This is a genomic window from Streptomyces umbrinus, from assembly GCF_030817415.1.
Taxonomy (GTDB): Bacteria; Actinomycetota; Actinomycetes; order Streptomycetales; family Streptomycetaceae; genus Streptomyces; species Streptomyces umbrinus_A.
Window position 1 is genome coordinate 8517768 of sequence record NZ_JAUSZI010000002.1, and the last position, 25604, is coordinate 8543371.

The window sequence follows — 25604 nt, forward strand, 5'->3', positions numbered from 1 at the left end:
CCTTCACGCATGGCCCGCTCGCTCGACGGACTCTTCCTCGCCCCGGTCGCCGACCAGGCACCGGGCCAGGTGGGCACCCGCACCCGGTTCGCCTACCACGAGAAGGACGGCGAGATCTGGGCCGAGTACGCGGGCGGCGACGTCGTACGCGGTCACCTCGTGGGCACGCGCGCGGGCGACCGGCTCGACTTCCGGTATGTGCAGCTGAAGGTGGACGGCAGCACCTCGTCCGGGCACTGCGTCTCCCTGGTCGTCGAACTGCCCGACGGACGGGTGCGCCTGGAGGAGACCTGGGAGTGGGAGTCCCAGGAGGGCAGCGGGACAAGTGTGGTCGAAGAGGTCAACGAGGGCTGACGCTGTGCAACAGCTCACCGATCGCGCCCCCTGACCGACGATTTCACCAGTGTCTATGGTGATCGTGTGAGTGAGCAGACGCAGGGACGGAGCCCGGCGGCGCGACGGAGCGCCGTGATCGTCGGGGCGGGCATGGCCGGCGTACAGACCGCCGTCGCCCTGCGGGAACGGGGCTTCACCGGAAGCGTGACCCTGATCGGCGCGGAGCCCCACCAGCCGTACGACCGGCCCCCGCTGTCCAAGGCCGTACTGCTCGGCAAGGCCGAGGACTCCGCCTTCGACGTCGACTTCGAAGCGCTCGACGTGGAGCTCCGCCTGGGGCTCGAAGTGACCGGCGTGCACCCCTCGCGGCACGAACTCGACACGGTCGACGGCCCGGTTCCGTACGACGTCCTCGTCATCGCCACCGGCGCCGAGCCGATCCAACTGCCGGGCGCCCAGGGCGTACCCGGCGTCCATCTGCTGCGCACGCTCGACGACGCCGCGCGGCTGCGCCCCGTTCTCGCCCGGCAGCACGACATCGTGGTGGTGGGCGCGGGCTGGATCGGCGCGGAGTTCGCCACGGCGGCGCGCGAGGCGGGCTGCGCGGTGACCGTCGTGGAGGCCGCCGACCGGCCGCTCGCCGGTGTGCTGCCCGAGGAGGTGGCCGCTCCGATGGCCGCCTGGTACGCGGACAGCGGGGCGGTGTTGCGCACCCACGCGCGCGTGGAGCGCGTCGAGCCCGGCGAGGTGGTGCTCGACGACGGCTCGCGGCTGCCCGCGGGCGCCGTCGTCGTGGGCATCGGGGCGCGGCCCGCCACGGCCTGGCTGGCCGGTTCCGGGATCGAGCTCGGAGCCCGTCGCGAGATCGTCGCGGACGACCACCTGCGCACCTCCGCCCCGGACGTGTACGCGGTCGGCGACTGCGCCTCGTTCCCGTCCGGCCGCTACGGGGAGCGTCTGCTCGTCCACCACTGGGACAACGCGCTCCAGGGCCCGCGCACGGTCGCCGCGAACATCGTCGGCGAGACGCCCGCCGCGTACGACCCCGTGCCGTACTTCTGGTCCGAGCAGTTCGGCCGCTTCGTCCAGTACGCGGGCCATCACGGGTCCGCCGACGCCATGGTCCGGCGCAGTGACCCGGCCGGACCGTCCTGGTCGGTGTGCTGGCTCCGCGAGGACCGCCTGGTCGCGGTCCTGGCGGTGGGACGGCCACGGGACCTGGCACAGGGCAAGCGGCTGATCGAGGCGGGCACGCCGATGGACTCGGGGCTCCTCTCGGATCCGGCGTTGCCGCTCAAGGGCGCGACGGCCTGAGTGCTCGGCCGTGGCGCTCCGCGGTGGCGCTCCGCTGGGCCGCCTGGTCGGGGGCCGGCCGATGTCTGCAGGCCGTCCGTGGCTGATCGTGCCCACGCGGCGGAGCCGCGCACGTCACGGCCCCGCGCCCCTGACGGGGCCGCGGGCGTGACACGGTCGCACCGGCCCGGGTACCGACTGTCAGTCCGAGATGGCAGGCTTGTGTCCGTGACCGAGATTGACGCAAAGATCGATGCTCTCGTCCCCGCCTGGCTCACCCTCCCCGACATCGCCGAACTGCTCGGCGTCGAGGTGACCCGCGTCCGGCAACTGGTCAAGGAAGGCCAGGTCATCGCCGTACGCCGTGGTGAGAACCGCGCGCTGCACGTCCCCGCCGCTTTCATCGACGGGGCCGAGCAGAAGGTCGTCAAGGGCCTGACCGGCACCCTGACGCTCCTGCGGGACGACGGCTTCACCGACGAAGAGATGCTCGAGTGGCTCTTCACCCCCGACGAGAGCCTGCCCGGTACGCCCGCGCAGGCTCTGAGCGAGAATCGCGGCACGGAGGTGAAGCGTCGCGCCCAGGCGCTCGCCGTCTGACCTGATCACGCCGTCCGGCGTACGGGCCGCGATCCTCACGGCCCGTACGCCACCGACACGACACGGGGGACCCACGCATGCCCGAATCCACCGCACGCGCCCGGCTCGCCGACGCCCGGGTGTACCTCTGCACGGACGCCCGCAAGCGCCAGGGCGACCTCGCCGACTTCCTGGACGCGGTCCTGGCGAACGGCGTGGACATCGTGCAGCTGCGGGACAAGGGCATGGAGGCGGCCGAGGAGCTGGAGCACCTCGCCGTCCTCGCGGACGTCTGCCGTCGGCACGGCACGCTGCTCGCGGTGAACGACCGGGCGGACGTCGCCCACGCCATCGGCGCCGACGTGCTGCACCTGGGCCAGGGCGACCTTCCGGTGCCCGCCGCCCGGGCGATCCTCGGCGACGACGTCCTGATCGGCCGTTCCACGCACGCCGATTCGGAGGCCGCGGCGGCCGCCGGCCAGGAGGGCGTGGACTACTTCTGCACCGGACCCTGCTGGCCGACCCCCACCAAGCCCGGCCGCCACGCGCCGGGCCTCGGACTGGTCCGGTACACGGCCGGGCTGGCCACCGACCGCCCCTGGTTCGCCATCGGCGGCATCGACCTCGGCAACCTCGACGAGGTGCTCGAAGCGGGCGCCCGCCGTGTCGTCGTCGTACGGGCGATCACCGAGGCCGACGATCCGGCCGCGGCCGCGGCGGAATTCGCGAAGCGCCTGCGCCACGCGTAGGCGACCCGAGGTGGGAGCCCGGGGGTGCGGTTGTCCGAGTGGTGGACAACAAATCGACAAACCGGGCAAATTTCCCGGATCCGGTTGGGGGACCGTCGCCCCCTGACTAACCTGCGGGTATGGCCCTCGGATCTGCTTCCACCAGGACGGACCGCGCACGCACGGTGCGTGACATGCTCGCGACCGGCAAGGCGACGTACTCGTTCGAGTTCTCCGCGCCGAAGACCCCGAAGGGCGAGCGGAACCTGTGGAACGCGCTGCGCAGGGTCGAGGCCGTGGCCCCCGACTTCGTGTCGGTGACGTACGGCGCGGGCGGTTCGACCCGGGCGGGCACGGTCAGGGAGACCGAGCAGATCGTCGCCGACACGACCCTGACCCCGGTCGCCCACCTCACCGCGGTCAACCACTCCATCGCTGAGCTGCGCAACATCATCGGCCAGTTCGCGGACGCCGGGATCCGCAACATGCTCGCCGTGCGCGGCGATCCGCCCGGCGACCCGATGGCCGACTGGGTGGCACACCCCCAGGGCCTGACGTACGCGGCCGAACTCGTCCGGCTCATCAAGGAATCCGGCGACTTCTGCGTGGGCGTCGCGGCCTTCCCGGAGATGCACCCGCGCTCGGTCGACTGGGACCGTGACGTCGCGCACTTCGTCGACAAGTGCCGGGCCGGTGCGGACTACGCGATCACACAGATGTTCTTCCAGCCGGAGTCGTATCTGCGGCTGCGTGACCGGGTCGACTCGGCGGGCTGCGAGACCCCGGTCATCCCCGAGGTCATGCCGGTGACCAGCGTGAAGATGCTGGAACGGTTGCCCAAGCTCAGCAACGCCTCGTTCCCCGACGCCCTCAAAGAGCGGATCCTCACAGCCAAAGACGATCCGGCGGCTGTACGCTCCATTGGCATTGAGTTCGCCACGGAGTTCTGCGCGAGGCTGCTGGCCGAGGGAGTCCCCGGACTGCATTTCATTACGCTGAACAACTCCACCGCGACGCTGGAAATCTACGAGAACCTGGGCCTGCATCACCCACAGCAGGCCTAGACCGGTCGCATTGTCGTACGACACACTGCGTAGCGGCCACCTGGGAGAGGGGCGTACATGGGCTGGACGGTCCTCTACATCGCATTCGGCATCGTCGCGCTATGGCTGCTCGGTGAGGTACTTCTGCAGTACAAGGCGCGGCTGCGCTGGCGGCTGCTGGCCTTCGCCGGCTTCCTCGGAGTGGTCCTCGGTGTCCTGATTCCGAACGTGCTGGTCATCGGCCTGGGTGCCGCGGCCTTCGCCGTCGGGCAGACGTACGTCACGCTCTCGTTCCGCAGCGGATTCGCTTCCGGCTGGGCCGTCAACGGCCTCGGCGGACGCCCGGGCGCCAGCAAGCGCCGCCGCGGCGAGGAGCGCAAGGACCCGACGCTGGAGGTCTCCGACCTCCACGCCGCGGAGACCACGACGTTTCCCAGCCAGGACTTCGGCCAGGACGACCCCTACGGGCGCGACGACTCGGTCTTCGGACAACGCCCCGAGACCGCTGCCCAGTCGACGTCCGTGTACGAGCCGCAGCCGCTGCCCGACGACACGGGGCAGTACGGCGTCTACAGCGACGCCGCCTATGCTGCCGCCACCGACCCGGCGTACGCGGCCGCCGCGCAGGCTCAGGGGCAACAGGGCCAGGACCCGCTCGGCCAGAACTACGGGTACGACGGCTACTCCGGCTACGACCAGCAGCAGTACGGCTACGACACCGGGCAGCAACAGCAGTACGCCGCCTACTCCGACCCGTACATCGGCACGCAGTCCTATGACGCCGCCTCGTACGGCCAGCCCTACGACGCCTCTCAGCAGCAGTACACGCAGCAGGGCTACACCCAGGACCCGTACGCCACCAACGGCGGCTACGTCGGCGAGACCCCGGCCGGCGGTGTCTGGGTGCCGCAGCAGCGCAACACCGAGGACCCGTACGGCGGCGAACTCCCGCCGGAGCAGCCGTATCCGTACGACGGCAACGGGAACAACGGGACCAATGGCGGCAACGGACAGCAGGGCGGCGGGTACGACGAGCAGTACCGGTTCTGAGCGAGCCGGCAGTAACGGTTCTGAATGATCCGGTGCCGACCGGGGCTCAACGCGCCCCGGTCGTAGCCGCGTCGCCTTCACTCACTGCGAGCCCCGGAAGTCCGGCCCCTCCACGACGAGTCCGGCCACCAGCGCGCCGGACATCCCCGCGTGCGGCAGTCCACCGCCGGGGTGCGCCCAGCCGCCGACCGTGAACAGGCCCGGTACGCGGGTGCTGTTGGCGGGCCGCAGGAGCGCGCCGCCCACACCGGCCAGCGCGGGAGCGGGTACGGCGCCGCCCTCGGCACCGGTCTCCCGCTCGGTGTCCACCGGGGTGCGGACCTCGCGCCACAGCACGCGCTCACGCAGGCCCGGTATCGCCCGCTCGGCGGCCGTGACCATGCGGTCGGCGAAGAGGTCGGCGTCACCCTCGGCGGTCCAGTCGTGGTGCGCCAGCGACGGCACCGTCGCCGTGAGCACCACGGACTCGTGGTCGTCGTCCGGACGCAGCAGCGCGTCGTCAGGCCGGTCCACCCACACGGTGGGCCGCGTCGCCGGCCTGCCGATCTCGAAGAGGGTCATCTCGTCGGCCTGGTCCGTCGTGTGGACGACCGTGCGGTGTACGGTGCCGGGCTCGCGCGGGCCGCGCAGGGCGAGGCAGACGACGACCTTGCCGCAGGTCAGGGATCCGGGGTGTGACTCGGGCGCGTCACCCTCGTACAGGCTGTCGCGACCCGTCAGGGACTCCAGCAGCTGCGGCGGGCCGCCCACGACGAAGTCCGCCTCGGCGACGGTCCCGTCGCGCAGTTCCACGCCAGCCGCCCGGCCGTCCTTCTCCGTGACCGAGACGACCTCGGCGTCGAAGACGAACTCCACCCGGCGGGCCACACACCGCTCGTACACCGCGCGCGCCAACTCCCGGATCCCGCCGCGCAGATACCAGGCGCCGAAGGCGTGCTCCATGTACGGCAGGACCGCCGCGCTCGCCGGGGCGGTGTTCGGGTCGAGGCCGTACGCGAGTGCGTGGCTCTCCAGGAGGGCGGCGAGGCGGGGGTCGGCCAGCTCCCACGCGCCGACCTCCGCGAGGGTCCGTGCCGTGCGGGTGCGCAGCAGTCGGCGCTGCCGCAGCGCGGGGTAGGGCTCGCGCTCGGCCAGCACCTGCCAGTTGGGCCACAGCGGCTCCTCCAGGAGCGGGCGGCGCGTCCGGTCCCAGGCCTCGCGCGCCCGGACCAGGAAGTCGCCCCAGCGCTCACCGGCGCCCGCCCCGAGGGCCTCGCCCAGGGCCGAGACGACGCCCGCGCGGGAGGCGTTGGGCAGCGAGACCTCCGTGCCGTCGGCGAAGACGTGCCGTGCCGCCGGGTCGACCTGGACCAGGTCGACGCAGGCCTCCAGAGGCTCTTTGCCCGTCTTGACGAACAGGTCGCGGTAGACCGCGGGCAGGTGGAGCAGCCCCGGGCCGGTGTCGAAGGCGAAGCCGTCGCGCTCGAAGCGGCCCACCGCCCCGCCGTACGTCGCCGCGCGCTCGTACACCACCACCCGGTGGCCCGCGACGGCCAGCCGGGCGGCGGCCGCCATCGCGCCCACGCCTGCGCCGATCACCGCAATTCGTGCCATGCCAGGGACTTTATCGGCCGCCACCGACAGCCGGTCTCCGGGCCTGTGCGGCAGGGGGTACGCCGACCGGTCGGCCAAGGGGCGGGCACGGTCACTCAGAGGCGCCGGCGGCCCGCCAGGAATGGGCTGGGACCGACCGGGAGCCGGCTGAGGCCCGGGGCCGCTGGGGCCGGCCAGGAGTCGCTGAGGGGCTGCTCGGAGCCGCCAGGTCGGCCGCCGGTCAGCCCGGTCGGCGCCCCACCCGTTCCGCGAGCCGTTTCTCCTCGCGGCGCTGGGCCCTGCGGCGCAGGAAACGTCTGATCCGCGAGACCAGGAAGTAGAGCACCACCAGACCGGTCACCAGCAGGACGCCCGCGATGATCGCCGCGGCCTGCGGGTTGAACATCGCGAAGGTGATGATCCCGGCGACCCCGAGATCCTCGGCGGTGCTCAGCACGAAGTTGCTGAACGGCTCCGGCGAGGTGTTGACCGCCATCCGCGTCCCGGCCTTGACGACGTGACTGGCGAGCGCCGACGAGCCGCCGATCGCGCCGGCCGCCAGCTCGGACAGCGAACCGCTCTGCCCGGCCAGCAGCGCCGCGACGACGGCCCCGGACACCGGGCGGATCACGGTGTGGACGCTGTCCCACACCGAGTCCACGTACGGGATCTTGTCGGCGACGGCCTCGCAGGCGAACAGGACGCCCGCCGCGATGAGGACCTCGGGGCGCTGCAGCGACTCGGGCACCTCGTCGGTCAGCCCGGTCGCGCCGAAGAGGCCGAGGAGCAGCACCACCGCGTACGCGTTGACGCCGCTGGCCCAGCCGCTGGTGAAGACCAGGGGGAGTACGGACACGGAGGCGATCGTAACCAGTCGGCAACGGCACGTCCTGGGCCTGAGTGCGTACGGCTGAGTATCCGTACCTAGTGAGTGAGTTGAGTACGCGCGCGGATGGGTGCCGACCTGCGTGAACGAGAGAGTGGAGGCACGGAAAGGGGCGCGGCTCCGGTACCGCCGACACGGGGCGGCGGAACGGTGCAGCGCCCTTAACCGCTCCTTCCGCCGAGAAACTCGGCGGGAGCGAGGCACGGGGGACCCGGGGGAGACCGCAACGGGGGAAACCAACGGGGGAGTACGGGGAAACACGGGGGAGCACAAAAGGGGCGCCGGTCCGGCGTGGCCCGCGGGGGACGCGGCCACTTCGGACCGGCGCTTCACTTGTGTCCGAGCCCGTCCCCGCTGACCCTTCCCTGGAGCAGCCGGGACAGCGCCGAGTGGACGTCGTCCAGGGAGCGCTCCGGCTGGAAGGCCTGCCAGTCCAGGGCCGCCACCAGCACCATGCCGACCAGCGCCGACGCCGTCAGCGGGGTGTCGATCTCGTCGCTCAGCTCGCCGTTGGCGATCCCGTCGCGCAGGACGTTCTCGACGACCGCGACGGCCTCCTGACGGACCACCATCAGGGTGGACTGCCAGGCCCGGTTGGTGCGCCACAGCTCTGCCACGTACAGCTGCGTGAAGGCCGGGTAGCGGTCGATGAAGACGAGGCCCGCCCGGATCATCGCGTCCAGTGCGTCGACCGTGCTGCCGCCATCCCGGGCGGTCTTCTCCGACGCCTCCCGGAGGGAGGCGGTGAGGAGTCCCACTCCGTGCCGGAGGAGCTCTTCGAAGAGGACGGACTTGCTCGCGAAGTTGTAGTAGACGGTGCCCTTGGCCACGCCGGCGCGTTCGGCGATCTCGTCGACCGTCGTGGCCGAGAAGCCCTGTTCCGCGATGAGGGTCACCGCCGCCTCGTAGAGCTTCTGCCGGGTCGCCTGTCTCCGGCCGCCGCCGCTGTCCACCGTCCTGCTGCTTTCCATGGCCCCGATTGTCACAGGCTCAGCTCCGGGTGCAGTCGGTCGAGGGTCCACACCTGCCGTCGCCGCGCGGACACGGCGGTCAGTGCGAGGGCGCCGGCGGTGAACGCGGCGAGGACGGCGCACGCCTGCCAGACCGGCCCCAGGCCGCCGCCCGTGATGAGCCTCCTGAGGGCTTCGACCACGTAACTCATCGGCATGAAGGGGTGGATCGCGTTGAAGAACCCGGGACTGGTCTGCACGGGATACGTGCCGCCCGCCGACGTCAGCTGCAGCATCAGGAAGGCGAGGACGAGGATCCGGCCGGCCGCTCCGAAGCGGGCGTTCAGCCACTGCACGATCGCCGCGAAGCAGGCCGTCACCAGGAACAGGAAGCCCACCGTCCCGGCCGTGCGCGCCATTTCCAGGCCGATTCCCCAGTGCAGCACGGACATCAGCGCGACCGTCTGGAGCGCCCCCAGGGCGGCCACCGGAAGCCAGCCCGCCAGCGCGATGCGCCAGGCGGAGGAGCCCGCCGCGAGCGCGCGCCGGTTGAGCGGCGGAATCAGCATGTAGGCCACCATCGCGCCCACCCACAGGGAGAGCGGAATGAAGTACGGGGCGAAACCCGTGCCGTAGTTGGGTGCCTTGTGCAGGTCCTTCGAGGCGAGTTGTACGGGGTCGGCCATGACCTCGGTGCGCCGGTCGCGGTCGCTCTTGTCGTAGTCGGGGATCCGGCCGGCGCCGTCGTGCAGTCCGCCGGCGAGCTTCCCCGAGCCGTCGACGAGCTTGTACATGCCCCCTTCGAGGTCGCCCGCTCCCGTACTGAGTTCGCCGACACCGGTGTCCAGGTCGGCCGCGCCGGACTTGGCGGTGCCGAGCCCCGTGTGCAGTGTCTTCGCTCCCTTGGCGACCTTTCCGGCCCCCTTGTTGAGCGCGTTGACCTTGGAGACGGTCGTGGCGAGGTCCTCGGAGAGGTGCGGCGAGCGGTCGGCCAGCGCCTGGGCCTGCTTCTCCAGGGCGGCCAGATGCTTGTCGAGCGTGTCCAGGTCGCCGTCCTGGCCGGCCACCAGCGTGTTGACGTCGTCGGCGACCTTCGCAACGTCGGCGGCGGCCTCCTTCGCCTTCTTCAGCTCGGGGCAGGCGGCGTCGGGCAGCGGCAGGGTCTCGCAGCGCGCCTTGTAGACGCCGTTCAGCGTGTCGGAGGCCGTGCGGGCGTCCTCGGCAGCCGTCGGGGCCGTCTTCACCAGCGTGTCGAGGTTGCGGCGGATCGCCGAGGCGGAGTCCGCGACGAGCTGGGCCGTGTCGCCGATCTCCTTCTCGTTGCCCTTCAGGAAGGGCCCCACCTTGTCCGCGACGCCGTTGACCTTGTCCGCGAGCGTCTGCGTCCCCTCCGAGACCTGGCGCGAACCGTCCTCGAGGTCGCCCGCGCCCTTGTCGAGCTTCTTCAGGCCGGCGGAGAGCTTGCCGCTGCCCGCCTCCGCGTCCTTCAGACCGTCCGCGAGGTCCTTCGAGCCCTTCTTGGCCTTCCCGATCCCGCCCTTGAGCGTGTCGGCCCCCTTCGCGGCCTTCGCGGTCTCCCCGTGGATGTCGGAGAACGAGACGAAGATCTTGTCGAGGAACGACCGCGACGCCTTGGTCGAGGCGGCCGTACGCACCTCCGCGAAGACCGTCCGCGAGATCTGCCCGACGATGTAGTTGTTCGCGTCGTTCGTACGCACCTGGAGGGCGCCCGTCTCCGGCGAGTCGCCCGAACTGGAGGCGATCCGCTTGCTGAAGTCGGACGGCATGGTCAACGACAGGTAGTAACTGCCGTCCTCGACACCCTCGCGGGCCTCGGCGGCGCTCACCTCGTGCCACTCGAAGGTCTTGCTCTCGCGCAGCCCCTTGGTGATCTCGTCGCCCATCACGATCTTCTTGTCGGCCGCCGTCGCCCCCTTGTCGTCGTTCACGAGCGCCACGGGGATGCGGTCGAGACGGCCGTACGGGTCCCAGAACGACCACAGGTAGAGGGCGCCGTACAGCAGGGGCAGCAGCAGGAGCGCGACGAGAGCCGCGCGCGGGAGCCTTCCTCTGCCGAAGCGCCTGAGCTCAAGCGCGGCCAGCTTCGGCGAGCGCATCCGCGGTCTCCTTGTCTTCCGGGTCTTTCCGGTCTTCCGAGTCGCCCTGGTCCTTCTGGGCCTTCGGAGTCGTGCGGCCTTCTTGGCGGGCCGGTCCGTCGGTGGGCCCTGTGGACACCACGACCGCGTCCTCGGGAGCCTCGCTGCACACGGCCACGACCGTGGTCCCGGCCTCGGTCAGCGAGCGCAACAACGCCCAGACCTCGGCCCCTTCGGCCCCCGAGAGCTTCAGGTCGGTGTCGTCTATGCCCAGCAGCCGGGGACGGCCGATGAGGGCGAGCGCCACGGACAGCCGCAGCGCTTCGACACGTTCCAGGTCGCGCACCGCGGTCCGGGACCCCTTGGGCAGGGCCTCCCGGTCGAGCCCGGCGGCGGCCAGCGCGCTGTCGACGCGCAGCCGCGCCTCCGTCACCCGCTCCGCGCGCGGCCGCAGCAGTCCGCGGACGGAACCGCCGAACCGTCGCTGGAGAAGGGCCCGTTCCCGAAGGTGTTCGGCGACGGACAGGGCGGGCTCCAGGTCGGTGACACCGGGCACATGGGCCAGCGCGCTGAACCGGCGGACGGCCGCCATCTGCTTCGGCAACTCCGACTGCCCGACCCGAGCCTGCCCCTCGGTGGGCTTCATCCGCCCGGTGAGCGCGAGCAGCAGACACGTACGCCCCGAGCCCGACGGCCCCTCGATCGCGATCAGCGAGCCGGGCTCCGCGTCGACGCCGAGACCGCGGAACGCCCACCCGCGGGGCCCCTTGAGCCCGAAGTCCTCGGCCCTTACGCCGAGTCCGTGCGGACCGTCCACAACTTCCCCCACCCTCCGGGCCCTTGAGCCGACCGGGTTTTTGAACTGACTGGTCAGTGCAAAAGCTATACCGAACCTGTGATCGAGGCAAAAGCCCAGGTCAGAACGGATTGTCAGTGGCATACCTCACGATGGACACATACGGCCACAGAGCCGTCACACAGACGACAGGAGGTTCGTCATGGCCACCTACCACGCAGCCGCCGCCCGTCGGCGACGCGCCACCGGCCCTGCCCCCTCACTGACCGGCCCGGCGAGCGACGTGCACCCCGTGCTCCGCCGGGCCACGGCCCCGCCCGCCGCCCTCGACCTGCTCGCCCAGGCCCGTGCCGGACTCGACGAGGCAGCCCTGCTGGAAACGCCGAACGAGCGGTATGCCACGGCCCATCTCGCCGCCCTGCGCACCGCCGCCGCCGTGCTTGCCGCCCGCGGGCGGCCGGAGCCCAGCGCGAGGCGCCGGGCCAAGATCCGGAGCGCCTGGGAAGTGCTCCCCGAGATAGCGCCCGAACTCGCCGAGTGGAGCGCGCTGTTCGCCGCCGGTGCCCGCCGCCGTGCCCGCGCGGAGGCCGGTATCCAGGGCGCGGCGACCACCCGCGACGCCGACGATCTGCTGCGCGATGTGGCGATGTTCCTCCGCCTCGTCGAGCGCATGCTGGTGCTCCAGCCGGTCCTGCCGCAGCCACGGCAGGAGCCCGAGCAGGAGACGCCGGACGCACCGGACGTGCCGGACGCGGGATGAACGGCGTCCGGGACCGCGTCCGGGGTGCCGCCAGGAGCCGCCGGAGACCGTGCCGGTGAGCCTGTACGGGTCGGTACAGGCCTTGTGGCCGGTCGGGGGCGCCCGGGGGTCCCGGGCCGGTGTCGGGGCGCCAGAGGCCGCCCAGGCCGTCCGGCGCGGCTCCTGTCCGGCGAGGCGCGGTGCCCGCCGTGGCGTTCGCTGCCGGGCAGGTCGGTGCCGGGCAGGTCCGCCGGTCCGTCCGGCAGGGCGGGCCGCAGGCGGGCGGCGTCCGGCGCGCGAGACGGAGGGCCGGCGACAGGGCGCGAGGCAATAGGGTTGGGACGCCTGCATCTCCCCGGCGCCGAACAGGGCGGGGGAGGTATCCCCATCGCCCCATCGCTCCGCCGTACGCAAGGGCGGCGGCCGTGCCGAGGAGTCAACTGCCGTGTCGGACCCGATGCGCCCGCCCGTCTCCCACCACCGCCCTCAGCCGACGTCGCTGCGCTCCGAGCCCTCCCGCCCCCGCGCCTCTCTCCGTACCGCCGTGGTCTGGGACGTTCTGAAGGACGCCCTCGACCGCCGGGTCAAGGCCACGGGCCGGGAGTCGCTGGACGTCCTCGACACAGGAGGCGGCAGCGGCAACTTCGCGGTGCCCGTCGCCCGCCTCGGCCACCGCGTCACGGTCGTGGACCCCAGCCCGAACGCGCTGTTCGCGCTGGAGCGCCGGGCAGCCGAAGCCGGCGTCGCCGACCGCGTCCAGGGCGTCCAGGGCGACGCCCACGGCCTCTTCGACGTCGTCGAGCGCGGCGGCTACGACGCGGTGCTCTGCCACGGCGTTCTGGAGTACGTGGACGACCCCGCCGAGGGCCTCCGCAACGCGGTCGGGGCCCTGCGCCCCGAGGGAGTACTCAGCCTGCTCGCCTCCGGCCTCGGCGGCGCGGTGCTCGCGCGGGCCCTCGCCGGCCACTTCACGGAGGCCCGGCACGCCCTCGGTGACCCGGACGGCCGCTGGGGCGAGGGTGATCCCGTACCGCGGCGCTTCACGGCCGACCAGCTCACCGGTCTGGTCGAGGGCGCGGGCCTGCGCGTCGGTGCCGTGCACGGCGTACGGGTCTTCGCGGACCTGGTGCCCGGCGTCCTCGTGGACACCGAACCGGGGGCCCTTGACGCCCTGCTCAAGCTGGAGGCCGCGGCGGCCGAACTCGCGGCCTTCCACTCCGTGGCGACGCAGCTCCATGTGCTCGGTGAGACTCGCGAGTCCACCGAGACCTGAGCCGCCTCCCGTGAGGGAGCTGTGGAGGCGCGCCGCTGATCAGGGGCGCGACGGCAGATGGAGTACGCCACAGGCCCCCCGATCGGGCGCTCGGAGCCGTATGATCGAGGGAGACCGTCCGGCATGACGGGCCGGTCGCTGGGGAATCTACGCCTCAGTGGATCGGAACGCTATGGCGGGTTCCGGTTGGCGAATTGGCGCAGAGGGGCGGGTTTCACGGGGGCGATTCCCTGCCTATCCTGAAGGGGACCCCCGGTCGCCCCGGCGACTGCACGATGAGGAGGACGCCGTGCCGCTCTCGGAGCACGAGCAGCGAATGCTCGAGCAGATGGAGCGAGCGCTGTACGCCGAAGATCCCAAGTTCGCGACAGCGCTTGAGGGAAGCGGGCTGCGTACGTACACCCGGCGACGGGTCTACCAGGCGGTCGCCGGCTTCCTCGTAGGTATCGCGCTCCTCATGGCCGGAATGGTCGCACAGCAGATCTGGGTCAGCGTGGTGGGTTTTCTCGTCATGCTGGGCTGCGCGGTGCTCGCCGTAACCGGTTGGCGCAAGGCCCCCAAGCCGGGCGAACAGCCCGCCGCGGGTGCGCCGGGCGCTCCGCAGGCCCGTCGTCAGGGCCGGCAGCGGCGCTCCATGATGGATCGCATCGAACAGCGCTGGCAGAAGCGCCGTGACGAAGGCGGCCAGTAGGCCTCCGGGCTCGGGCCGACAGACGCACACACGTAAGGGGTGACCACCTTGGGGTGGCCGCCCCTTCAGCGTGCCCGGCCGCAGCCGGGACTCAGAGCCGCCCGCACACGCACACGCAGGGCTGCCGCACACGCAGGGCGCCGCATGGCGGTAGCGAAGGGGGGTGCCCACCCGACCCGGGTGGACACCCCCCTTTCGGCTTGCCGAGCCGGACGGCCTCAGCCGCTGCTCTGCCCCGACGGGCGTCCCGACGGGCGGCGCACGAGCGCCGTCCAGCGGGCCGTGGCCCGGGACTTCAGCGCGATCCAGCCCTCGGACGCCGCCCACGCCACCCGTACGGCCGAGCGCGGTGCGAGCAGTGCGCGCAGACGTGTACCGCGGCTGACCGCGGCGTGCAGGCCCGCGGTCATACGGCGTACGTCATCGGCGAGACCGGCGGTCGGCCGGGGACGTGGCGCGTACAGGACCTGCTCCACCGCGTCGGCGATCCGGTGGACGGAGGCCGCGGCCTCCGGTTCGAGGTGCCCGATGCGGACGATCCGTGCCGCCGCCTTGCGGGGCGTCTGGGAGTCGTCCGGCGCGATACCGAAGTCCCACGCGGTATCGGTCACCTCCTGCCAGGCGGCCAGGGTGGCGGCCGCGGCGTCCTCCTCGGTGCGTCCGTGCGAGCCGAGCCGCACGGACCGGGCCCGCATCCGCCACAGCATCGGCAGCAGCGGCACCGCCAGCACGGCGAGCCCCGCCAGGGTGAACCCGAGGATCGCGAACCACGGCGGTCCGTCGTCCGTCGATCCGAACGCCGCCTGCGGAGACTCGCTGCCGCAGGGCTGCTCCAGCTTCTTCTCCGCCGCCGTGCAGCTCTCGCTGCTCGACGGTTCGGCGGACGGCGCCGAGGACGACGAGCGCGAGGGGAGGTCCGGGTTGGGAAGCGTGGTGCCCGGCGTGTCCGTGCGGGTGTACTCCGGAACCGTGCCCCGGTTCGGGGTCGGCTCGAAGCGGGTCCAGCCCACGCCCTCGAAGTACAGCTCGGGCCAGGCGTGCGCGTCCCGCAGGCCCACCGAATTCGTGCCGTCGGCCTGCGGCGAACCAGGCGTGAAGCCCACCGCGACACGGGCCGGGATGCCCAGCGTGCGGGCCATCGAGGCCATCGCGAAGGAGAAGTGGACGCAGAAGCCCTCCTTGTCCCTCAGGAAGCGCGCTATGGCCTGCGACCCACTGCCGACCTGCACCTCCGTGTCGTACGTGAAGCCGCCGTCCAGGGCGAACCAGTCCTGGAGCTTCACCGCGCGCTCGTAGTTGTTGGCCGAGCCGGCCGTGACGTCGCGAGCCGTCTCCGCCACCACCGGCGGAAGCGACTCGGGAACCTTCGTGAACTCGCGCCTCAGCGCCGCGGGCGCCTCCGGCGCGTTGGCGAGCTGCTCCGCGGTCGGCTGCACTATCAGGCTCTTGACCGTGTACTCCAGGCCGCGGGTGGTCTGCCCGTGGTCGCCCACGAGCGTGCGGCCCACGGGCTCGTACCGCCACTTGCCGCCGAGCCCCACCGCGCTGGCGGGGTAGGGCATGGGCAGCCAGTCCTGCGCGTACCAGTCCGCCGCGGAGATCCTCGTCTGGATCTCGGTGCGCCGGACGTCGTCACTGAGGCCCGGCGGTGTCGGGAACGACCCGGGGACGTCCTCGACATGGCGCTTGGCCGGCTTCCACGCCGTGCCGTCGAACTCGTCGAGCGAGACGATCCGCAGATAGAGGTCCTGCGTCTCCTCGGAGTTGGTGCGGTACGACATGACCTCGCGGTCCTCGTCCACGTTCAGGCTGTCGCGGAGCGAGACCAGCGGGTTCACCGCGGAGATCGTGCCGCCACCGCCGGAGCCCGTGCCGACGCCGGTCCCGGTGCCGTCCAGCAGACCGCCGTCGAGCGCGGGCAGGGCGAGCGGCACCACCAGGGCGATACCGAGCGCGACGGCACCGATGCGCCGCCCCGTCCGGATCGGCGCGACCGCGCCCGCCGAGGCGTCCGCCCCCGGAGTCCGGGGACCGCCGCCGAAGACCCGGCCCCACTGCGAGAGCCGGTCACGTCCCTCGGCCAGCAGCAGCACCAGATAGCCGGCCGCCGCCATCACGAACCACAGCCAGCTCGCGCCACCGCCCTCCGAGAGACCCGCGGCGACCGAGTACAGCGCGAGCAGCGGCAGTCCGGCCGGGGCCGCGCTGCGGAACGTCACCGCGAGGGCGTCCACCGCGAGCCCGATGACCACGACCCCGCCGACCAGCATCAGCCGGATACCGGGGGACAGCGGAGCCGGGATCGAGTACCGCCCGACGTCGTCCCCGCCGGCCTGCAGCAGCTCCCCGAAGTGCCGGAACGCCTCCGGTCCGGGCACGAGCCCGGCGATGGCCTGCTCGCGGGCGAAGAACAGCGTCAGCAGGGTCAGGGTGACGAGCGCCTGAACCGCGATCGTCACGGCCCGCGCCAGGGGCACCCGCCGGGTCGCCGCCCCCACCGCGGTCTGCACCGCGAGCAGGAACGCCGCCTGAAGGATCCATGTGGCCGGATCGACCAGCGGCAGCAGTGCGCCGGACGCCAACAGCGTCGCCGCCACGGCGCACAGCGCGAGTCGCGCGCGCCCGCTCATGAGACACCGCCCCCTGCCGTGCTTCCCGTCGACGCGACCCCGTTGCGCTGTCGGTCGGCCTCCCGCCACAGGTCGGCCAGGCCCGTGCCCGGCGGTACGGCCAGGGCGGTCCAGCCCGCCTCGCGCAGCATCCGAAGCCGCTCCTCGCTCTGTTCGTCGGCCGCGCCGTGCACCCACGTCTCACTGTCCAGCAGGAAGGCCACGGCCCCGCCGCTGCGCTGACGCATCTTGGCGAGCACGGTCGCCTGCTCCTCGTCCAGGTCTCCGAGGAAGGCCACCAACAGCCCCTCGTTGCCGCCCCGCAGAACGTCGTACGCCCGTGACAGGCCCGTACCGTCGGAGTGGTCGATCACCGCGAGGGTGTCCATCATCAGCCCGGCGGCGTCCGCGGACTCCTGGCTGGCTCCGGCGAATCCGTCGGCGCCCTCGCCGGGCACCGAGGTGCCGGTGTCGGTCAACAGCCGCACCGAAAAGCCCCGCTCGAGCATGTGCACCAGCGTGGACGCCGTGCCCGAAACCGCCCATTCGAAGGCCGAGTCCGGGCCCGCGCCGTCGAAGGCGATGCCCCGGGTGTCGAGGAGCACCGTGCAGCGGGACCGCTGCGGCTGCTCCTCGCGGCGCACCATCAACTCGCCGTAGCGCGCGGTCAGACGCCAGTGGACCCGGCGCAGATCGTCGCCGTAGCGATAGCCGCGAGGTATCACGTCGTCCTCGCCGGCCAGGGCCAGCGAGCGCTGCCGCCCGTCGCCGTACCCCTTCGCCTCGCCCGTCAGTCGCACCGGCGGCAGCGCCTCCACGCGCGGGATGACGGTCAGGGTGTCGTACGTCGAGAAGGAGCGGGTCAGTTCGCACATCCCGAACGGGTCGCTGAGCCGCAGCTGCAGCGGCCCCAGCGGATAGCGGCCGCGCAGGTCCGAGCGCACCCGGTAGGACACCTCGCGGCGGCCGCCCGCCTCGACCCGGTCCAGTACGAACCGGGGCCGCGGCCCCAGCACGTACGGAACCCGGTCCTGGAGCATCAGCAGTCCCGTGGGCAGTCGCGAGACGTTGTCCATCCGCAGATGGACCCGCGCCTCGGACCCCGAGGGCACCCGCCCGGGGGAGAGGCGACGGCTGCCGGCGACCCGGTAGCGCGTGCGGTACAGCACGGTCGCGCAGACCAGTGGCAGCACGGCGAGCAGCAGCCCGACCCGGAGCAGATCGCTCTGCCCCAGGACGTACGCGCAGATCGCGGCCGCGATGCCGGCGGCCAGGAAGGACCGCCCGCGCGTGGTGAGACCGGCGAGTGCCGTACGCAGCCCGCCCTTGTCCTCCTCGGCCTGCGCCGCCGGCATCCCCCCGGTGGTCATCACAGCCTCCGGGGCGGCTGCTGGCCGAAGGCGGACGAGCCCCGGCCCATCCCCAGACCGCTTGGCGACTGGGGCGCCGCGGGCACGGGCGTGCGCTGGAGGATCTCCAGGACGACCTGCTCGGCCGTACGACGGTTCAACTGCGCCTGGGCGGTGGGCAGCAGCCGGTGGGCCAGGACCGCCACCGCGAGGGCCTGGATGTCGTCCGGCAGTGCGTACTCCCGGCCGCTGAGGGCCGCTGAGGCCTTCGCCGCACGCAGCAGGTGCAGCGTGGCACGCGGCGAGGCGCCGAGTCTCAGGTCCGGGTGCGTACGCGTGGCGGCGACCAGGTCCACCGCGTACCGCCGCACCGGGTCGGCGACGTGGACGCTGCGGACCGCGTCGATGAGCTTCACGATCTCGTGCGCGTGCGCCACCGGCTGGAGGTCGTCCAGCGGGGACACACCGCCGTGGATGTCCAGCATCTGCAGCTCGGCCTCCGCGCTGGGATAGCCGATGGAGACCCGGGCCATGAAGCGGTCGCGCTGCGCCTCCGGCAGCGGGTAGGTGCCCTCCATCTCGACCGGGTTCTGTGTGGCCACCACCATGAACGGGCTGGGCAGCTCGTAGGTCGTGCCGTCGATGGTTACCTGGCGCTCCTCCATGGACTCCAGAAGCGCCGACTGTGTCTTGGGCGACGCTCGGTTGATCTCGTCGCCGATCACGATCTGCGCGAAGATCGCACCCGGTTTGAACTCGAAGTCCCTGCGCTGCTGATCCCAGATGGACACACCTGTGATGTCCGAGGGCAGCAGGTCGGGCGTGAACTGAATACGCCGCACTGAGCAGTCGATGGACCGCGCCAGTGCCTTGGCCAGCATGGTCTTGCCGACGCCGGGGACATCCTCGATCAGAAGATGCCCCTCGGCGAGCAGTACGGTCAGCGAAAGCCGTACGACCTCAGGCTTGCCCTCGATCACTTCCTCCACCGAACTGCGGACTCTCTCCACAGTGGCGGTCAGATCTGTAAGGCTCGCTCGATCGTCATAGGTCGTCACCCGGCCCTCCTCGGCCCGTTCTTTCCCGGGCCGACGCTCTGCGATGCGGACCGGCCCACCCCGAAACACGGACACCACGCGCGAATAGTTCCGCGTGACGCCACACCCGCATTCTTGTTGCCGTTACCTGTTCGTGTCACTCGCCTGTGGATAACTGGCCGCGATATGTCACGGCCTGGGGTCTTTGAGGGGGTCCAACTCGCGTCAGGTGGGGTCTATCTCACGCAGCAGGCCCGTCTTCACATCGAACACGAAACCACGTACGTCGTCCGTGTGCAGAAGGAATGGAGAGGTGCGCACCCGCTGCATGGACTGCCGCACGTCCTGTTCGACGTCCCGGAAGGCCTCCACGGCCCACGCCGGGCGCTGGCCGACCTCCATCTCCAGGTCGTGCCGGAAGTCCTCGGTGAGGGACTCCAGGCCGCAGCCGGTGTGGTGGATCAGTACGACACTGCGGGTGCCGAGCGCGCGCTGGCTGATGGTGAGGGAGCGGATCACGTCGTCGGTGACCACACCGCCCGCGTTGCGGATGGTGTGGCAGTCGCCGAGCTCCAGGCCCAGAGCGTCGTGCAGGTCGAGGCGGGCGTCCATGCACGCCACGACCGCGACGTGCAGCACGGGACGGGCGTCCATGCCGGGATCGGTGAACGCGGCGGCGTACTGCTCGTTCGCCTCGACGAGGCGGTCGGTGACGGTGCCGCCGTTGGATATGGCGTCTCCGGGCTCAGTGGGAACGGATGCGGAAGTCGTCATATCTATAACGGTAGTGGTCACACGCTGTCCGGGCCTGCTGTGAGAGGGGACAAAGAACATCAATGAGCGTTGTTGTGAGGTAACCCACAAGGGTGGATCGGCTACGCCCGTACGGGTGGAAAAACCCGGTTTGGCGCTTCATCCGGGCCGAGAGCCGCGACGCGCAGGCCGGTTCGTTGACCGCGGGAGACCGTGGACTAAAGTGACGCGAAGCGGGAGACGGACACTCTCCCCGCTGGACTGCTACCCCCGGAGGACCGGTGACGAGCCGGGATCTCCCCACGTGCGCGGCGCGTACGTACGGCTCGGCCTCCTCCCGCTCCCGGTCGGCTGACGCTTCCGGCGCCGGCAGGCCTCCCCTTCACGGAGCGGGCGGGGACCCGGCGGTGCGTGCGCGCCGTGCCGGACCTGAGAGGGCCCCTTGACCCAGAGCCGACATGTCCCGGTGATGCTCCAGCGATGCCTGGACATGTTGGCACCCGCGCTGGAGAGCCCGGGAGCAGTCGTCGTCGACTGCACTCTCGGCCTCGGCGGCCACAGCGAGGCCCTGCTCGCCCGATTCCCCGAGGCCCGCCTCGTCGCCCTCGACCGCGACAAGGAGGCGCTGCGCCTCTCCGGGGACCGGCTCGCCCCCTTCGGTGACCGGGCCACCCTGGTGCACGCGGTCTACGACGAACTCCCCGACGTGCTCGACCGCCTGGACCTCCCGCGCGTCCAGGGCGTCCTCTTCGACCTCGGCGTCTCATCCATGCAACTCGACGAGGCCGACCGCGGCTTCGCGTACGCCCAGGACGCCCCGCTCGACATGCGCATGGACCAGACGACCGGCATCAGCGCCGCCGAGGTGCTCAACACCTACCCGGCGGGCGAACTCGTCCGGATCCTCAGGGCGTACGGCGAGGAGAAGCAGGCCAAGCGGATCGTCTCCGCGGTCGTGCGCGAACGCGACAAGGAGCCCTTCAGCAACAGCGCACGGCTCGTCGAACTGATCCGCGACTCCCTGCCGCAGGCCGCCAAGCGCACCGGCGGCAACCCCGCCAAGCGCACCTTCCAGGCACTGCGCATCGAGGTCAACGGCGAACTCACCGTCCTGGAGAGGGCGATCCCCGCCGCCGTGAAGTCGCTCGCCGTCGGCGGCCGGATCGCCGTGCTGTCCTACCACTCCCTGGAGGACCGGCTGGTCAAGCAGGTGTTCGCCGCGGGAGCCGCCAACACCGCACCGCCCGGCCTGCCGGTCGTCCCCGAGCGCTACCAGCCCCGGCTCAAGCTTCTGACGCGCGGTGCCGAACTCCCCACCGAGGAAGAGGTCGCGGAGAACCGGCGGGCCGCCCCGGCGCGGCTGCGCGGGGCACAGCGCATCAGGGAGGACGCCGAGTGACGGGAGGGTGTGTGAGTTGGACGACCGAACTCACCGGACGCGTGGGTCGCAGGCCCGGACCCATCAGCCGAGAACGCCGGCTCAGCGGGAGGGCGAGTGAGTAGCAGACCCGAACTGCGAGGGAGGGCGGCCCGGCTCGCGCGACTCTTCCCGACGGGCCCCGGACAGGCCGCCCGTACGCCCTTCGTGCTCCTGGTCGTGCTGCTGCTCGGCGGCGGCCTGATCGGACTCCTGGTCCTGAACTCCGCGCTCAGCGAAGGGTCGTTCCAGCTCGACGACCTCCAGAGGGACACCAAGAGCCTCACCGACGAGGAGCAGGCGCTCCAGCGGGACGTGGACGCCTACTCCGCCCCCGACGCACTCCAGCGCCGCGCCCGCGAGCTGGGCATGGTGCCCGGTGGCGACCCGGCCTTCCTCAACCCCGACGGCAGCGTCCGCGGCGTTCCCAGCGCGGCCGCCGAGCAGTCGTCCGTGTCTGTCCCCGTGATCGGCCCGCCCGAGGTGCTCCTCCCCGCGCCGTCCCCGACGCCCACCGAGAGCCAGGCATCCGCGGGGTCCTCGACGCCGACTGAGACCCCGGCACCCACCGCACCCGCCGTGCCCACCGCGGCGCCGGATCCGCTCGCGGAGACGGTCACGGAGCCGTCCCCCCAGCCCACGCAGCCCGCTACGAATCCCGGCAGGTGACGGAAGTGTCCGACAGGGAACCCCCCCGCCGCCGGGTGCCCTCGCCCGCCCGGCCCGGCAGCCAGCGGCGGCCGGGGCCCGGCGCACGCCCCGCCCGCCGTCCGGCCCCGTCCCGGGGGCAGGGCCCGGGCCCGCGCGTCATCCGCCTCGGCAGCCCCAGGCCGCGGCTGCGCCTGGTCAGCCTCGCGCTGGCCCTCGTACTGATCGCCTTCGTCGTCCGGCTCCTCCAGGTGCAGGCCGTCGACGCGAACGAGTACACCGCCAAGGCCGAGAAGAACCGGTACCTCAGCCGCACCCTGACCGCCGAGCGCGGAGGTATCACCGACCGCAACGGTGTCGACCTGGCGATCAGCGTGGACGCCAACGACATCACCGCCGACCCCACGCTGTTCACACGGAAGGCGACGAAGATCGGCGACGCCCCCGAGCAGGCCGCCGCCCTGCTCGGCCCGATCCTCGACAAGGACCCCGACGAACTCGCCGCGAAGCTCCGGACCAAGAACACCCGGTACGTCGTGCTCGCCCGGCGCCAGACCCCCCAGGTCTGGACGCAGATCAAGGATCTGAAGAGCACGCTCGCCGACAAGGCGGGCGAGGACGGGTCGGAGGTGAACGTCCTGGCGGGCGTCCTCCAGGAGCCCAGCAGCAAGCGGGTCTATCCGAACGGTGAGCTCGGCGCCGGGATAGTGGGATGGGTCAACGCCGACGGCAAGGGCGGCGGCGGCATCGAGCAGCAGCTGAACAAGGAGCTGTCGGGCAAGGACGGCGAGATCCGCTACGCCCAGTCCGGCGGCCGCCAGGTGCCGACCGCGGGCTCCACCGAGAAGCCCGCCGTGGCCGGTTCCGAGGTCGAGCTGACCATCGACCGCGACATCCAGTGGGCCGCCCAGAACGCCATCGCCGAGCAGGTGAAGGAGTCCAAGGCGGACCGCGGTTACGTCATAGTGCAGGACAACAAGACCGGCGAGATCCTCGCGATGGCCAACTCGCCCGGCTTCGACCCGAACGACCTCTCCAAGGCCGACGGGAACGCCCTGCACAACTGGGGCCTCGAAGACGCCTACGAGCCCGGCTCGACCGCCAAGGTCATGTCGATGGCCGCCGTCCTGGAGGAGAACGCCGCCACGCCCGCGACGCACGTGACCGTGCCGAACCGGCTGCACCGCGGCGACCGGCTCTTCCGCGACGACATCGACCACCCGACCTGGTACCTGACGCTCAACGGCGTCCTCGCCAAGTCCAGCAACATCGGCACCATCCTGGCGACCGGCCAGCTGGGCAAGACGCAGCAGGAGGCCAACCAGGTCCTCTACTCGTATCTGCGCAAGTTCGGCAATCGGCGACTACACGGGGCTCGGCTTCCCCGGCGAGACGAGGGGCATCCTCGCGCCCGCCGGCCAGTGGTCGACCTCCCAGCAGTACACGATTCCTTTCGGCCAGGGCGTGTCGATCAACGCGATGCAGGCCGCCTCCGTCTACTCGACGATCGCCAACGGCGGCGTACGGATCGAACCGACCCTGGTCCGCGGCACGAAGGGCCCCGACGGACGCTTCACCCCGGCCGCCAAGCCCAAGGAGACACGGGTCGTCAGCGAGAAGACGGCGAAGACCCTGGCACAGATGCTGGAGTCCGTCGTGGACGACCGGGAGGGTACGGGCACCAAGGCGCGTATCCCCGGCTACCGCGTCGCGGGCAAGACCGGCACGGCCAACCGTGTGGATCCGGCCACCGGCCGCTACCACGGCTATACCTCTTCCTTCGCCGGATTCGCGCCCGCGGACAACCCCCGGGTCACCGTCTACTGCGCCATCCAGAACGCCACCAAGGGGAGCTACTTCGGCGGTCAGATCTGCGGGCCCGTCTACAAGGAGGTGCTGGAGTTCGCCCTGAAGACCCTCCAGGTACCGCCCACCGGGGCCCAGGCCGCCAGACTTCCCGTCACTTTCACGCCCTGACCAGCCCCGACCAGCCCGGGCCGGGCCCTCATCGGCACCGACCGGAACGCCATGCTCCAGCACCCCGGATCACCGACCAGGAACAGCTCGTGACAACGATCACTCCCGACCCCGGGAACCGCGGCACGCCGCACACTCCGCCACGCCCCTCGCTTCGCTCCGGCGGGGGTGTGCCCGGTACGCTCACCGCCGTGCCACACGCTGATCAGTCCCAAACCACCCAGAAGGGCGTTCCTGTGACATATCCGGGGCCGCCGCGACCGGTTCAGAACTCCGCCACACCCCTCGCGGAGCTCGTGGCGGTAGTCGCCGATCAGATGGCGGCTCCGGCGCCGCAGGGCGCGCAGGGCGCCGTCGAGGTCACGGGCATCACCCATGACTCCCGGGCCGTGCGCCCCGGCGACCTCTACGCCGCGCTGCCGGGCGCCCGGATGCACGGCGCCGACTTCGTGACGCAGGCGGCCGGCCTCGGTGCCGTCGCCGTGCTGACCGACCCGACGGGTGCCGAGCGCGCGGCGGCCACCGGTCTGCCGGTCCTCGTCGTCGACGACCCGCGCGGGCAGATGGGCGAGCTGGCCGCCTCCATCTACGGTCACCCCGGCCGCGACCTGCTCCAGATCGGCATCACCGGCACGTCCGGCAAGACCACGACGGCGTACCTCGTCGAGGGCGGTCTGAAGACGGTCCGCAGCACCGGGCTCATCGGCACCGTGGAGATGCGCATCGGCGACGAGCGCATCAAGTCGGAGCGCACGACCCCCGAAGCGACCGATCTCCAGGCGCTGTTCGCCGTCATGCGCGAGCGCGGCGTCGACGCGGTCGCCATGGAGGTCTCCAGCCACGCGCTGGTCCTCGGCCGGGTCGACGGCTGTGTCTTCGACATCGCGGTCTTCAACAACCTCAGCCCGGAACACATGGAGTTCCACTCCGACATGGAGGACTACTTCCGGGCCAAGGCACAGCTGTTCACGCCGGAACGCAGCAGGCTCGGCGTGGTCAACCTCGACGACGAGTACGGTCGCAGGCTCGCCAAGGAGGCCACGGTGCCCGTGGTGACGTTCTCCGCGGAGGGCCACCCGGACGCCGACTGGCGGGCCGAGGAGGTCCAGGTCGGCCCGATGGACTCGGTGTTCGTCGCGGTCGGCCCCAAGGGCGAGCGCATCACCGCCAAGTCGCCGCTCGCGGGCCCCTTCAACGTCGCCAACACGCTCGCGGCGATCGTCTCCCTCGCCGTCGCCGGGCTCGACCCGCAGACCGCCGCGGACGGCATCGCCGCCGTACCGGGCGTGCCGGGCCGGCTGGAGCGCGTGGACGCAGGACAGCCGTACCTCGCGGTCGTCGACTACGCGCACAAGACGGACGCCGTGGAGTCCGTGCTGCGGGCCCTGCGCAAGGTCACCGAGGGCCGGCTGCACATCGTCCTCGGCTGCGGCGGGGACCGGGACAAGACCAAGCGGATGCCCATGGGCGCCGCCGCGGCCCGGCTCGCCGACACCGCCGTACTGACATCGGACAACCCCCGCTCCGAGGACCCCCTCGCGATCCTCGCCACGATGCTCGCGGGTGCCGCCGAGGTACCGGCGTACGAGCGCGGAGAGGTCCAGGTCTTCGAGGACCGGGCCGCCGCGATCGCCGCGGCCGTCGCCCGCGCACAGCCGGGCGACACGGTGCTGGTCGCGGGCAAGGGTCATGAGCAGGGCCAGGACATCGCCGGAGTGGTCCGTCCCTTCGACGACCGCCAGGTGCTTCGCGAAGCTATCCAGAAGACCCAGGGATGAACTT

General features: G+C 71.8%; 21 protein-coding genes and 1 pseudogene. 13 read left to right on the plus strand and 9 right to left on the minus strand.

Features of this window, described 5'->3' with window-relative positions; all coding sequences use genetic code 11:
• Positions 1-9 precede the first annotated feature (9 nt).
• The 6 genes from QF035_RS37610 (at position 10) to QF035_RS37635 (ending at position 5029) form a co-directional block, all read left to right on the plus strand.
• Positions 10-354: a hypothetical protein gene (locus QF035_RS37610; RefSeq protein ID WP_307525396.1), complete on the plus strand. Its 345-nt coding sequence runs from the start codon at positions 10-12 to the stop codon at positions 352-354.
• Positions 355-420: 66 nt separating this feature from the next.
• On the plus strand, positions 421-1650 hold the full coding sequence (locus tag QF035_RS37615) for an NAD(P)/FAD-dependent oxidoreductase (protein WP_373466797.1): 1230 nt from the start codon (positions 421-423) through the stop codon (positions 1648-1650).
• Between the two features lie 207 nt (positions 1651-1857).
• Positions 1858-2229: an Rv2175c family DNA-binding protein gene (locus QF035_RS37620; protein ID WP_189840287.1), complete on the plus strand. Its 372-nt coding sequence runs from the start codon at positions 1858-1860 to the stop codon at positions 2227-2229.
• A 77-nt stretch (positions 2230-2306) separates the two neighbouring features.
• On the plus strand, positions 2307-2957 hold the full coding sequence (gene thiE / locus QF035_RS37625) for a thiamine phosphate synthase (protein WP_307525398.1): 651 nt from the start codon (positions 2307-2309) through the stop codon (positions 2955-2957).
• A gap of 119 nt (positions 2958-3076) precedes the next feature.
• Complete coding sequence (gene metF / locus QF035_RS37630) at positions 3077-4000, plus strand: methylenetetrahydrofolate reductase [NAD(P)H] (protein ID WP_307525399.1); 924 nt, start codon at positions 3077-3079, stop codon at positions 3998-4000.
• Between the two features lie 57 nt (positions 4001-4057).
• The gene (locus tag QF035_RS37635; protein ID WP_307525400.1) at positions 4058-5029 is read left to right on the plus strand and encodes an SCO2102 family sporulation regulator; all 972 of its coding nucleotides are present in this window, start codon (positions 4058-4060) and stop codon (positions 5027-5029) included.
• A gap of 81 nt (positions 5030-5110) precedes the next feature.
• Here the strand turns inward: QF035_RS37635 and QF035_RS37640 are convergent, their stop codons facing one another.
• From QF035_RS37640 to QF035_RS37660, 5 genes are all read right to left on the minus strand, one after another.
• Positions 5111-6622 carry a phytoene desaturase family protein gene (locus tag QF035_RS37640; RefSeq protein WP_307525402.1) on the minus strand — a complete coding sequence of 504 codons (1512 nt, stop codon included), beginning with the start codon at positions 6620-6622 and terminating at the stop codon, positions 5111-5113.
• Positions 6623-6842: 220 nt separating this feature from the next.
• Positions 6843-7457 (minus strand): DUF4126 domain-containing protein, encoded by a 615-nt coding sequence (locus QF035_RS37645; protein ID WP_307525404.1) that lies wholly within the window; start codon positions 7455-7457, stop codon positions 6843-6845.
• A gap of 359 nt (positions 7458-7816) precedes the next feature.
• Positions 7817-8458 (minus strand): TetR/AcrR family transcriptional regulator, encoded by a 642-nt coding sequence (locus tag QF035_RS37650; RefSeq protein WP_307525406.1) that lies wholly within the window; start codon positions 8456-8458, stop codon positions 7817-7819.
• Positions 8459-8469: 11 nt separating this feature from the next.
• A complete protein-coding gene (locus QF035_RS37655; protein WP_307525408.1) occupies positions 8470-10554 on the minus strand; it encodes a YhgE/Pip domain-containing protein in 2085 nt (694 codons plus the stop codon).
• A complete protein-coding gene (locus QF035_RS37660) occupies positions 10526-11362 on the minus strand; it encodes an ATP-binding cassette domain-containing protein (protein WP_307525409.1) in 837 nt (278 codons plus the stop codon). Before QF035_RS37660 ends, QF035_RS37655 begins: the two co-directional genes overlap by 29 nt.
• A gap of 169 nt (positions 11363-11531) precedes the next feature.
• Here QF035_RS37660 and QF035_RS37665 point away from each other — a divergent pair, with 169 nt between their 5' ends.
• The 3 genes from QF035_RS37665 to QF035_RS37675 all read left to right on the plus strand — a co-directional run bounded on the left by QF035_RS37665 (position 11532) and on the right by QF035_RS37675 (position 14032).
• Positions 11532-12089, plus strand: coding sequence for an SAV_6107 family HEPN domain-containing protein (locus QF035_RS37665; RefSeq protein ID WP_307525411.1), 558 nt, complete (start codon positions 11532-11534; stop codon positions 12087-12089).
• 424 nt (positions 12090-12513) lie between these two features.
• Entirely contained in the window at positions 12514-13341 is an 828-nt protein-coding gene (locus tag QF035_RS37670) for a methyltransferase (RefSeq protein ID WP_307525413.1), read from the plus strand.
• A gap of 289 nt (positions 13342-13630) precedes the next feature.
• Positions 13631-14032: a DUF3040 domain-containing protein gene (locus tag QF035_RS37675; RefSeq protein ID WP_189840297.1), complete on the plus strand. Its 402-nt coding sequence runs from the start codon at positions 13631-13633 to the stop codon at positions 14030-14032.
• Between the two features lie 218 nt (positions 14033-14250).
• Here QF035_RS37675 and QF035_RS37680 read toward each other — a convergent pair whose 3' ends face one another.
• The 4 genes from QF035_RS37680 to QF035_RS37695 all read right to left on the minus strand — a co-directional run bounded on the left by QF035_RS37680 (position 14251) and on the right by QF035_RS37695 (position 19801).
• Positions 14251-16662 carry a transglutaminase TgpA family protein gene (locus QF035_RS37680; protein WP_307525415.1) on the minus strand — a complete coding sequence of 804 codons (2412 nt, stop codon included), beginning with the start codon at positions 16660-16662 and terminating at the stop codon, positions 14251-14253.
• Positions 16659-18011: a DUF58 domain-containing protein gene (locus QF035_RS37685; protein WP_307525416.1), complete on the minus strand. Its 1353-nt coding sequence runs from the start codon at positions 18009-18011 to the stop codon at positions 16659-16661. Before QF035_RS37685 ends, QF035_RS37680 begins: the two co-directional genes overlap by 4 nt.
• Positions 18011-19048, minus strand: coding sequence for an AAA family ATPase (locus tag QF035_RS37690; RefSeq protein ID WP_307525417.1), 1038 nt, complete (start codon positions 19046-19048; stop codon positions 18011-18013). Before QF035_RS37690 ends, QF035_RS37685 begins: the two co-directional genes overlap by 1 nt.
• Before the next feature lie 204 nt (positions 19049-19252).
• A complete protein-coding gene (locus tag QF035_RS37695; protein WP_307525418.1) occupies positions 19253-19801 on the minus strand; it encodes a beta-class carbonic anhydrase in 549 nt (182 codons plus the stop codon).
• 421 nt (positions 19802-20222) lie between these two features.
• Here QF035_RS37695 and rsmH point away from each other — a divergent pair, with 421 nt between their 5' ends.
• The 4 genes and pseudogenes from rsmH to QF035_RS37715 all read left to right on the plus strand — a co-directional run bounded on the left by rsmH (position 20223) and on the right by QF035_RS37715 (position 25600).
• The gene (rsmH, locus tag QF035_RS37700; protein WP_307525419.1) at positions 20223-21179 is read left to right on the plus strand and encodes a 16S rRNA (cytosine(1402)-N(4))-methyltransferase RsmH; all 957 of its coding nucleotides are present in this window, start codon (positions 20223-20225) and stop codon (positions 21177-21179) included.
• 96 nt (positions 21180-21275) lie between these two features.
• On the plus strand, positions 21276-21866 hold the full coding sequence (locus tag QF035_RS37705) for an FtsB family cell division protein (protein ID WP_307525421.1): 591 nt from the start codon (positions 21276-21278) through the stop codon (positions 21864-21866).
• Between the two features lie 173 nt (positions 21867-22039).
• Positions 22040-23822 (plus strand): annotated as a pseudogene (locus QF035_RS37710) (peptidoglycan D,D-transpeptidase FtsI family protein).
• A gap of 89 nt (positions 23823-23911) precedes the next feature.
• Entirely contained in the window at positions 23912-25600 is a 1689-nt protein-coding gene (locus QF035_RS37715) for a UDP-N-acetylmuramoyl-L-alanyl-D-glutamate--2,6-diaminopimelate ligase (RefSeq protein WP_307525423.1), read from the plus strand.
• Positions 25601-25604 lie beyond the last annotated feature (4 nt).

Coding starts and splice junctions, on each gene's coding strand:
- QF035_RS37610 (WP_307525396.1), top strand. CDS start 10: ATGGCCCGCTCGCTCGACGGACTCTTCCTCGCCCCGGTCGCCGACCAG.
- thiE (WP_307525398.1), top strand. CDS start 2,307: ATGCCCGAATCCACCGCACGCGCCCGGCTCGCCGACGCCCGGGTGTAC.
- metF (WP_307525399.1), top strand. CDS start 3,077: ATGGCCCTCGGATCTGCTTCCACCAGGACGGACCGCGCACGCACGGTG.
- QF035_RS37635 (WP_307525400.1), top strand. CDS start 4,058: ATGGGCTGGACGGTCCTCTACATCGCATTCGGCATCGTCGCGCTATGG.
- QF035_RS37640 (WP_307525402.1), bottom strand. CDS start 6,622: ATGGCACGAATTGCGGTGATCGGCGCAGGCGTGGGCGCGATGGCGGCC.
- QF035_RS37650 (WP_307525406.1), bottom strand. CDS start 8,458: ATGGAAAGCAGCAGGACGGTGGACAGCGGCGGCGGCCGGAGACAGGCG.
- QF035_RS37655 (WP_307525408.1), bottom strand. CDS start 10,554: ATGCGCTCGCCGAAGCTGGCCGCGCTTGAGCTCAGGCGCTTCGGCAGA.
- QF035_RS37665 (WP_307525411.1), top strand. CDS start 11,532: ATGGCCACCTACCACGCAGCCGCCGCCCGTCGGCGACGCGCCACCGGC.
- QF035_RS37680 (WP_307525415.1), bottom strand. CDS start 16,662: ATGAGCGGGCGCGCGCGACTCGCGCTGTGCGCCGTGGCGGCGACGCTG.
- QF035_RS37685 (WP_307525416.1), bottom strand. CDS start 18,011: ATGACCACCGGGGGGATGCCGGCGGCGCAGGCCGAGGAGGACAAGGGC.
- QF035_RS37695 (WP_307525418.1), bottom strand. CDS start 19,801: ATGACGACTTCCGCATCCGTTCCCACTGAGCCCGGAGACGCCATATCC.